Origin of the sequence: Blautia sp. HCP3S3_C12, from assembly GCF_052064155.1 — a bacterium.
In the GTDB taxonomy this organism is placed as follows: Bacteria; Bacillota; Clostridia; order Lachnospirales; family Lachnospiraceae; genus Blautia_A.
The window spans coordinates 1-451 of record NZ_JBQHWC010000058.1 but is presented as its reverse complement, the minus strand read 5'-3'; the positions used below and the strand labels follow the sequence as shown (position 1 = coordinate 451).

At 66.7% G+C, this 451-nt stretch carries 1 protein-coding gene; it reads left to right on the top strand.

The features are described 5' to 3' along the window. Positions 1-74: 74 nt before the first annotated feature. Positions 75-451 (top strand): BRO-N domain-containing protein (locus ACTNDS_RS16700; protein ID WP_441036865.1); only part of this gene is annotated, 377 nt, incomplete at its 3' end.

The window sequence follows — 451 nt, the reverse complement described above, 5'->3', positions numbered from 1 at the left end:
CGCGCGCTCGCAGACGCCCTCGGCGTCCCGCTCGAGGCCATCACCTACCCAGCGATTCGCCGGACGGTGGCAGCATGAGCGCCACGCTCGTCCCCTTCGCCTACGGCGATGCCACTGTCCGCGTCGTCACCATCGACGGCGAGCCGTGGTTCGTCCTTACCGACCTGTGCAAAGTCCTCAGACTCGGCAACGTCAGCATGACCGCCAGCCGCATCGCCGACGATATGAGGGGTGTCACTCAGATTGACACCCTTGGCGGCGCGCAGCAGATGACCATCGTCAGCGAGCCCGGCATGTACGAGGTGGTCATCCGCTCAGACAAGCCGGAGGCCGCGACCTTCCGCCGCTGGATCACCAGCGAGGTCCTGCCCTCCATCCGCAGGACGGGCGGCTACCGGGTCGAGTCGATCACCAAGCGCGAACTGGCGCTGATGGTCGTGGAGGCTGAGGA